Here is an 8,741-nt window from a genome sequence, read left to right as displayed (position 1 = left end):
TTGTTGACGTCGAATTCTTTTGGCAGTGGGCCGGCTTCTTCCATGGTGTTGTAGAAGATCGGGGCAATCTTGCTGCCGAAGCAGAAACCGCCGGCACGCTTGTTCGGCACGTAAGGCACGTCGTCGCCAAAGAACCACAGGACCGAGTTGGTCGCCGATTTACGCGACGAACCGGTACCGACCACGTCACCGACGTAGGCGATAGGGAAGCCTTGACCGCGCATCTCTTCGATCTGCTTCATCGGGCCGGTAACGCCTTGCACGTCAGGCACGATGCCTTCGCGGGCCATTTTCAGCATGGCCAGGGCGTGCAGCGGGATGTCCGGACGGGACCATGCATCAGGGGCAGGCGACAGGTCGTCGGTGTTGGTTTCGCCAGTGACCTTGAACACGCGCAGGCTGATCTTGTCGGCCAGGGTCGGACGGTTGCGGAACCACTCGCCGTCAGCCCAGGACTGGATCACGCCCTTGGCGTGCTCGTTGCCGTTGCGGGCTTTTTCCGCGACATCGTGGAACGCATCGAACATCAGCAGGGTGTGCTTGAGCTGAGCGGCAGCGACAGGGGCCAGTTCGGCGCTGTCGAGCAAATCAACCAGAGTCACGATGTTGTAGCCGCCCTGCATGGTGCCGAGCAGTTCAACCGCGCGTTTCTTGTCAATCAGAGGGGAAGTCGCTTCGCCCTTGGCCAGGGCAGACAGGAAGCCGGCCTTTACATAGGCTGCTTCGTCCACGCCAGGTGGAATGCGATTGGTAATCAGGTCAACGAGGAAAGCTTCTTCGCCAGCCGGAGGATTCTTCAGCAGCTCGACCAGGCCTGCGGTTTGTTCGGCGTTGAGCGGCTGGGGGACGATACCCAGTGCTGCACGCTCTTCGATGTGTTTGCGGTAGGCTTCAAGCACAGTTATTACCCTCATCAGTGGTCCCAAATGGGTGTCCGGGACGCTCATCCAGAGAAAGTCCGCAGCCGTGCGCGTTAAAACTTTTTGAGTCTTGTGGCAGGCAGCTGACGATCTCCAACAGAAGCTGTTTTCAAAGTTTTACGCCTGCAGGGAACGGTTTGAGGAGGGGACGCAGGGCGAACCTGCGTCAAACCGTAGTGCGGGTAGGCTCTCGTGAAGCCCTGACTGTGCTCGTGACGCTTTGAAAACAGCTTCCAACGGACATTGGCGCCTTAAAAGGCCCGGTGATTCTACGGCAAAAAAAAACTAAAGGTAAGTTAGACCCTACATCTTCGGGGGTGTACCCGATTAGACAAAGGGCTAACATGCGCGCTTGTTTCGTCCGTTGCCGTGTTTTCCCGCCATGCCCAACCAGATCATCAAGACGCCCTGCGTGGGCTTGTGCTCCACCGTCTACGGCGACCTCGTGTGCCGCGGCTGCAAGCGCTTCCACCATGAGGTGATTCACTGGAACGGCTACAACGAGGATGAGAAGCGCGCGGTATGGCTGCGCCTTGAGCAGTTGCTGGTCCAGGTCATGACCGCCAAGCTCGAGGTGTTCGACACCGACAAGCTGCGCCAGCAGCTGGAACAACGCAAGATCCGTTTCGTCGCGCACCAGTCGCCCTACTGCTGGGCGTATCAGTTGATTGCGCGCGGGGCGCGGGTGATCAACCAGCTGGAGGCCTACGGCATGGTCCTGCTGCCCGAATTTCGCGATTGGTCGCTGCCAGAACTGCGCGATGCCATTGATCGGGAATTCTTCCTGCTGTCCGAGGCGCATTACGAGCGCTACATCGCCCCGGGGTTTCTCAACGACGCGATGGGCTGACGGCCGGCGTTTGATCCTGCCCGCAGGCTACAGGAGCACGCTTGCTTGCGAGGCTGTCCGGGCAGAATCAGCACCGCCCGCCTCACGCCTTCGCCAGCTCTTGCTGCAGATGCTTGATGATCTCCTCGCTCTTGAGCACCAACACATCGCTTTCCAGTGAATCGAGCACCACCTCGGCGGTGTTGCCAATCAGCGCGCCGGAAATACCCGTGCGCCCCACGGTGCCGATAACCGTGACCGCAGCCTGCAAATGATGAGCGGTGAAGGGAATCAGCACGTCGGCCGGTCCTTCGGCGATGTGCAGGTGAGCGTCGTCGATAGCGAATTCACTCTGAAACTTCCTGCATTGCTCGCGATATTTGCCTTCGATGGTCGTAGACAGCTGATACACAGGGTCCGCCGCCGACAGCATGGGCGAGGGATGAGCGGCGATGACGTGCAACTCGCCCCCTGCCAGGTCGGCAATATCGGAGCCGTGTCGCACGATGCTGTAGTGCAGCGCGGTGTGCTCGCCATCCGGATTGCCGACGTCGACCGCGGCAAGCACGGCGCCATCTTTCCAGGGACGATCGGTTTTCACCATCAATAGCGGGCAGGGGCAGTAGCGCAGCAGTTTCCAGTCGGCGGGAGTCAGCAGCGCGCGTTTCAACGTGCTGTCCGGGAAGTGCTGTTTGATCACCAGATCCGCACGCTGAGCCTGCTGCACTTTGACGACCGTCTGGTGAGTGGTTTCATGCCAATCCTGCTCGGTCGTCACCTTGATGTCCTTGGCCTCCAGCACATGCCGCAGGTCGGTCAGCAGTTCGCTGTGGTCGGTTTTTTTGTCGCACACCAGCAAATGCAAGGTGGCGCCGGTTGCGCGAGCGATCAGGCACGCGCGTGGCAAGGCCCGATTGGCAACCTCGTCGGTCTCGGCGGCCGGTTCGATAATCACCAGAATCCTGCGGATCGATTGCATGAGCTGATCTCCCTGTGGCGCCACGTCAAGCGTTGGAGCCTGCGGTTTGCGGTTCGCTCATTGACTATAGTTGGCCGCCGCCAATCGTCGCGTTGATCGGCGTCATCGCTTTTGCCGCTCAAGAGGCTGGCTCTGCGCCGCCGCCCCCGTATAATGCTGCGCCTTGCCCAGCCAGCCATTTGTGAACTCATGCAGATTTATCCGCAAATCGACGCCTTCCTGCTTTGCCCCACCCCTGACAGTTGGGTCCAGGCGGCCTTGCAGAATCTGGATATCCTGCTGATCGACCACGCCAACAATGAAAAGAAAGCCGCCGGTGCGGCGTTTCAGTTCATGTTCCAGTACAACGACAAGTTCGATTTGCTGGCCAAGATGTCGCGTCTGGCCCGTGAAGAACTGCGGCACTTCGAACAAGTGATCGGCATCATCAAGAAGCGCGGCATTCCCATGGCCAACATCAGTTCGGCGCGCTATGCCGGCTCGTTGCGCAAGTTGGTGCGCACGCACAATCCCTATCGCCTGACCGATGCGCTGATCGTCGGCGCTATCGTCGAAGCACGTTCATGCGAGCGCTTCGCCGCCCTGGTGCCGCACCTGGATGCCGACCTGTCGAAGTTCTACGCCAGCCTGCTCAAATCCGAGGCGCGACATTTTCAGGACTATCTGAAACTGGCCTACACCTACGGCAATGAAGCGGACGTCGACGCCAAGATCGAAGAGATCCGTCTGGCCGAACGCGAGCTGATCGAAAGCCCGGATGAAGACTTCCGCTTTCACAGCGGCGTACCCGCTTAACCGGTCCTTTCGCGTCGCTGCAAGCCGTTTCTGCCGAAAGCGTGGAAGTCCGGCTTGCCGACGATTGGGTGCGAAGCACTCATGGAACCTGGCATCCGTGATGCTCCTGACCTGTCACGCCAGTCCAATGCTGCGACCGCTACGCGCTCGATCCTCGAAAAGCCGGACTCCCACGCCCTTCGGGCACAAGCCCCTGCGCGTCTGGATTTCCCCTGCACCCCCAACGCTCGTCCGAAATCTCAATCTTAAAAATTGTTTCATTGTGTGTTTGCTGCCTAGGCAGTAATATTTCAGCCACTCACTGCCTAGGCAGATAATTGGTGACTATCAATGGCTCATTTCACTCCCGAGACATTCAATGACAGCCTGCTCGGCATGCTGCTGGGGCGAACCGAGCAGCTCAAGAACCGCATTCTCGACAAGCATCTGGAGCCGCAGGGTGTGACTGCCCAGCAGTTCAAGGTGTTGATCATGATTGCCCGGTTCAATGCTGAAACCCCGGCGGATCTGTGTCGGATGCTGTCGCTGGACAGCGGCTCGATGACACGCATGCTCGATCGCCTCGAACAAAAGGATCTGCTGACGCGCAAGCGGTCCGAAGCGGATCGGCGGCAAGTCCGACTGGTGCTCACGCAAGCGGGGCAGGCGCTGTCTGATCTGCTGCCGCAGATCGGTGCCCGGGCCATGAATGAGATGGTCGGCGTGCTGGAAGAAAGCGAGCTGACCACGCTGGAAAGGCTCCTCACCAAGATTCTGATTGCCTCGGCCGACCCCATTACGCTCGCCCGGATTGCAGCACAATGACTATTCAACGCAAGCAAGGCACTGCCTTGCGCACCTCCCTGAGTCTGGTCTTCGTCGCGCTGGTCACGGCGGGCTGCGCCAACTCCAGGGGGTTGACTACAGAAGGCGTCGGTATCGACGCAAACCAGCTGCGCGCCGAGCAAAGTCTCAAAGGCGTTCAACTGTCGCCAGCGGCCTGGCCCAAGCGTGACTGGTGGACCCGCCTCGGCGACCCGCAGCTCAATGGCTTGATCACCGAAGCCCTGCGCGACAGCCCGGACATGCAGATTGCCGCCGCCCGCACTCATCAGGCCAACGCAGCTGCTTATGGCGCCGACGCCGAGCGCATGCCGACCGTCGATGCCGATGCCAGTGTCAGTCGTTCGCGCCTGGCCCGTGATCAGGACCCGAGTGGGGCGGGTGGCCGCTACAGCACCCTGCGCAGTCTGGGTGCCAGCTTCAATTACAACTTCGATTTGTGGGGCGGTCAGCGTGCCGCCTGGGAAGCTGCCCTGGGCCAGGCCCGGGCCAGCGAGGTCGATCAGCGCGCCGCGCAGTTGACCCTTGCCGCCGATGTCGCCCGTGCCTACAGCGATCTGGGACAAGCCTACGTGGTGCGCGATCTGGCCGCCGATGACCTCAAGCGTACGCGGCAGTTGCTCGAACTGGGCGCTCGTCGCTTCAAGTCCGGAATCGACAGCCAATATCAGTATCAGCAGACCGAAAGCCTGGAAGCCGGCTCGCGGGAAGCGTTGGTCGATGCCGACAAGCGCTTGCGCACGGCGAAGATTTCCCTCGCTGTGCTGATGGGCAAAGGCCCTGATCGCGGCGAAGAGCTGGCTCGTCCCACTGTGCTCAAACCTGCCGTGGTCGCCTTGCCTTCCGTGGTGCCTACCGAATTGCTCGGTCGTCGCCCGGATCTGGTGGCGGCTCGCTGGCGGGTAGAAGCTGCCAGCAAGGACATCGCCGCCAGCAAGACCAACTTCTATCCGAACCTGAACCTCAGCGCTTCGGCCGGTGTTGAATCCCTGCTGGGCGACGCAATGTTCGGTTCGGCCAGCCGCTTCTTCAATGTGGCGCCGACCGTTTCGCTGCCGATCTTCGACGGGGGTCGTCGTCGTGCCGACCTGGATGCGCGCGATGCCGATTACGACCTGGCGGTGGCGCAGTACAACAAGAGTCTGGTGCGGGCACTGGGAGATGTGAGTGACAACATCGGTCAGTTGCGCTCGATCAGCGCTCAGATCGACGCTCGCCAGGAGGCGACCGACGTCATTCAGAAGTCCTATAACACTGTGGTCCAGCGCTACTCGTCGGGGATTGGCAACTACCTCGATGTGCTGACCGTGGAGCAGCAATTGCTGCAATCGCAACGCCAACTGGCTGATCTCAACGCGGAACGAATCGATCTTTCGATCCAGTTGATGCAGGCCCTGGGGGGAGGCTTCGAAGAGAGCAAGCCCGGCGAAAACGCCGCCCCGGCCGTCCCGTCAACTGCTTCGCTGACACATTAAGGTACTCGTCATGGCCACTGCCACTAGCGAAAACAACACAGCAAACCAACCGAATAACGCCCAAGGCTCCGACGCCGGTCAACAGGATACAAAGCAGCAGGATGCCAAACCGGGGCAGCCAGCGAAAAATCCGCGCAAGCGCAAGCTGTTGCTGATCGGCCTGGCCGTTATCGTGGTGCTTGCCGGGCTCGGCGTCTGGGGCTGGTATGAAGTCTACGGTCGCTGGAACGAAAGCACCGACGATGCCTACGTCAATGGCAACGTGGTGGAAATCACCCCTCAGGTGACAGGCACCGTCGTGAGCATCGGCGCCGATGATGGCGATCTGGTCCGTGAAGGCCAGGTGCTGGTGCAGTTCGATCCCAACGACGCCGAAGTGGCCTTGCAAAGCGCCGAGGCCAATCTGGGCAAAGTGGTCCGTCAGGTGCGCGGCCTCTACAGCAATGTCGATGGCATAAAGGCACAGCTGGCCGCCCAGCGCGCCGAAGTGCAACGCGCTCAGGACAACTACAGTCGGCGCCGCAATCTGGCGGCAGGTGGTGCGATCTCCCAGGAAGAGCTGTCCCACGCCAAGGATGACCTGACCAGTGCACAAAACGCGCTGAACAATATCCAGCAGCAACTGGTGACCAGCACCGCATTGGTCGATGACACGCAAGTGTCCTCGCACCCGGACGTCAAGGCAGCGGCCGCGCAATTGCGTCAGGCGTATCTGAACAGTTCGCGCAGTACCCTGATCGCGCCGGTCACAGGCTACGTCGCCAAGCGCACCGTGCAATTGGGCCAGCGGGTCCAGCCTGGCACGGCGCTGATGGCGGTCATCCCGCTGGATCAGCTGTGGATCGATGCCAATTTCAAGGAAACCCAGCTGGGCAAGATGCGTATCGGCCAGCCGGTGGACATCGAGGCTGATCTGTATGGCAGCGATGTGAAATTCAGCGGCACCGTGGACAGCGTCGGCGCCGGCACCGGCAGTGCGTTCGCCTTGCTGCCCGCGCAGAACGCCACCGGTAACTGGATCAAGATCGTGCAACGGGTGCCGGTACGCATCCACATCAATGCCGATGAGCTGGCCAAGAACCCGCTGCGTATCGGTCTGTCGACCGTAGTCGACGTCAACCTGCATGACCAGAGCGGCCCGGTGCTGGCCCAGCAGCCGCCCAAGCAGGCGTCGTTCACCACCGACGTGTACGTCAAGCAGTTGGCCGAGGCCGACACGCTGATTACCCGCCTGATCCACGAAAACAGCGCTTCGACCAGCGGCAAGACGGCCCAGCGCTGATTCGCCAATCCATCTGCTCCGGTCTGCGGGCCGGAGCGATCTTCGAGTGTCAAAGGATTCGCGATGAGTAACAACGCTCCCGCTTCTTTCACGCCGCCAAGCCTGCTGTTGACCACCATCGGTCTGTCGCTGGCGACGTTCATGCAGGTGCTCGATACGACCATTGCCAACGTCGCCCTGCCGACGATCTCCGGCAACCTTGGGGTCAGTTCCGAGCAAGGCACCTGGGTCATCACCTCGTTTGCGGTGAGCAACGCGATTGCCCTGCCGTTGACCGGCTGGCTGAGCCGTCGTTTCGGCGAGGTGAAGCTGTTCATATGGGCCACGCTGCTGTTCGTGATGGCCTCGTTCCTCTGCGGTATCTCTACCTCGATGCCTGAGCTGGTGGGCTTCCGGGTGCTTCAGGGTGTGGTCGCCGGGCCGTTGTACCCAATGACCCAGACCCTGCTGATCGCGGTCTATCCCCCGGCCAAAAGGGGGATGGCCTTGGCATTGCTGGCGATGGTCACGGTGGTCGCGCCGATTGCCGGGCCGATTCTCGGCGGCTGGATCACCGACAGCTACACCTGGCCGTGGATCTTCTTCATCAACGTGCCGATCGGTATTTTTGCAGCGTTCGTGGTGCGCACGCAGATGGCGGCGCGGCCGGTCACCACCAGCCGCCAACCGATGGACTATGTGGGGCTGATTACCTTGATCATCGGCGTGGGTGCCTTGCAGATCGTGCTCGACAAGGGCAACGATCTGGACTGGTTCTCCTCCAACTTCATCATTATCGGCACCGTGATTTCGGTGATCGGCCTGGCGGCGTTCATCATCTGGGAGATGACCGACGAACATCCGGTGGTCAACCTGCGGCTGTTCGCCTTCCGCAACTTCCGGGTCGGGACCATCTGTCTGGTGCTGGGTTACGCCGGGTTCTTCGGCATCAACCTGATCCTGCCGCAGTGGCTGCAGACCCAGATGGGCTATACGCCCACCTATGCCGGGCTGGCGGTGGCGCCGATCGGTGTGCTGCCGGTGCTGTTGTCGCCTTTTGTCGGGCGATACGCGAACAAGTTCGACCTTCGCCTGCTCGCCGGGCTGGCATTTCTAGGCATCGGCATGAGTTGCTTCATGCGCGCGAACTTCACCAGTCAGGTGGATTTCGAACACATCGCGCTGGTTCAGTTGTTCATGGGAGCGGGGATCGCGCTGTTCTTCATGCCGACCTTGAGCATCTTGCTGTCGGACCTGCCGCCGTCGCAGATTGCCGATGGCTCGGGCCTTGCGACCTTCCTGCGTAACCTGGGCGGCAGTTTTGCCGCATCGCTGACCACCTGGATCTGGATTCGCCGAGCCAACCAGCACCATGCGTACCTCAGCGAGAACGTGAACACCTACGAGCCGACCACCCGGCACGCCCTGGAAAACCTGGGCGGTGCCAGTAACCAGGCTTACGCGCAACTGGACAGCATGGTGACCAGCCAGGCCTACATGATGTCGACAGTAGATTACTTCTACATGATGGGCTGGGTCTTTCTGTCGCTGATCCTGATCATCTGGATGGCCAAACCGCCGTTCGCCGCCAAGCCGGGGCCAGGGGCCGGGCATTGATAGTTCGGGCCTCACACCCACTGTACGAGTGAGCTTGCTCGCG

The 8,741-nt window shown here is 60.7% G+C and carries 7 protein-coding genes and 1 pseudogene; 6 read left to right on the top strand and 2 right to left on the bottom strand.

Annotated elements, in window-relative coordinates; all coding sequences use genetic code 11:
- Positions 1 to 899, bottom strand: a pseudogene (locus tag ACI2KS_RS00735) (aconitate hydratase B); the annotation flags it as partial.
- Between the two features lie 403 nt (positions 900 to 1,302).
- On the opposite strand from ACI2KS_RS00735, the gene ACI2KS_RS00730 reads away from it, so the two are divergent.
- Positions 1,303 to 1,770: a DUF1289 domain-containing protein gene (locus tag ACI2KS_RS00730; RefSeq protein WP_404616488.1), complete on the top strand. Its 468-nt coding sequence runs from the start codon at positions 1,303 to 1,305 to the stop codon at positions 1,768 to 1,770.
- Between the two features lie 82 nt (positions 1,771 to 1,852).
- Here the strand turns inward: ACI2KS_RS00730 and ACI2KS_RS00725 are convergent, their stop codons facing one another.
- On the bottom strand, positions 1,853 to 2,728 hold the full coding sequence (locus tag ACI2KS_RS00725; protein WP_404616487.1) for a universal stress protein: 876 nt from the start codon (positions 2,726 to 2,728) through the stop codon (positions 1,853 to 1,855).
- 189 nt (positions 2,729 to 2,917) lie between these two features.
- Between ACI2KS_RS00725 and ACI2KS_RS00720 the strand changes: the two genes are divergently transcribed.
- The 5 genes from ACI2KS_RS00720 (at position 2,918) to ACI2KS_RS00700 (ending at position 8,698) form a co-directional block, all read left to right on the top strand.
- Entirely contained in the window at positions 2,918 to 3,523 is a 606-nt protein-coding gene (locus tag ACI2KS_RS00720) for a tRNA-(ms[2]io[6]A)-hydroxylase (RefSeq protein ID WP_404616486.1), read from the top strand.
- 330 nt (positions 3,524 to 3,853) lie between these two features.
- Positions 3,854 to 4,327, top strand: a complete 474-nt coding sequence (locus tag ACI2KS_RS00715; protein WP_404616485.1) for a MarR family winged helix-turn-helix transcriptional regulator — start codon at positions 3,854 to 3,856, stop codon at positions 4,325 to 4,327.
- Complete coding sequence (locus ACI2KS_RS00710; RefSeq protein ID WP_404616484.1) at positions 4,324 to 5,820, top strand: efflux transporter outer membrane subunit; 1,497 nt, start codon at positions 4,324 to 4,326, stop codon at positions 5,818 to 5,820. The genes ACI2KS_RS00715 and ACI2KS_RS00710 overlap by 4 nt, the downstream gene beginning before the upstream one ends.
- A 10-nt stretch (positions 5,821 to 5,830) precedes the next feature.
- Positions 5,831 to 7,102, top strand: coding sequence for an efflux RND transporter periplasmic adaptor subunit (locus ACI2KS_RS00705; protein ID WP_404616483.1), 1,272 nt, complete (start codon positions 5,831 to 5,833; stop codon positions 7,100 to 7,102).
- Between the two features lie 63 nt (positions 7,103 to 7,165).
- Complete coding sequence (locus tag ACI2KS_RS00700) at positions 7,166 to 8,698, top strand: DHA2 family efflux MFS transporter permease subunit (RefSeq protein WP_404616482.1); 1,533 nt, start codon at positions 7,166 to 7,168, stop codon at positions 8,696 to 8,698.
- The last annotated feature ends 43 nt before the right edge of the window (positions 8,699 to 8,741 follow it).

Source organism: Pseudomonas sp. NPDC087358 (assembly GCF_044900785.1).
Classification (GTDB): Bacteria; Pseudomonadota; Gammaproteobacteria; order Pseudomonadales; family Pseudomonadaceae; genus Aquipseudomonas.
This window is presented reverse-complemented; position numbering and strand designations above follow the sequence as displayed.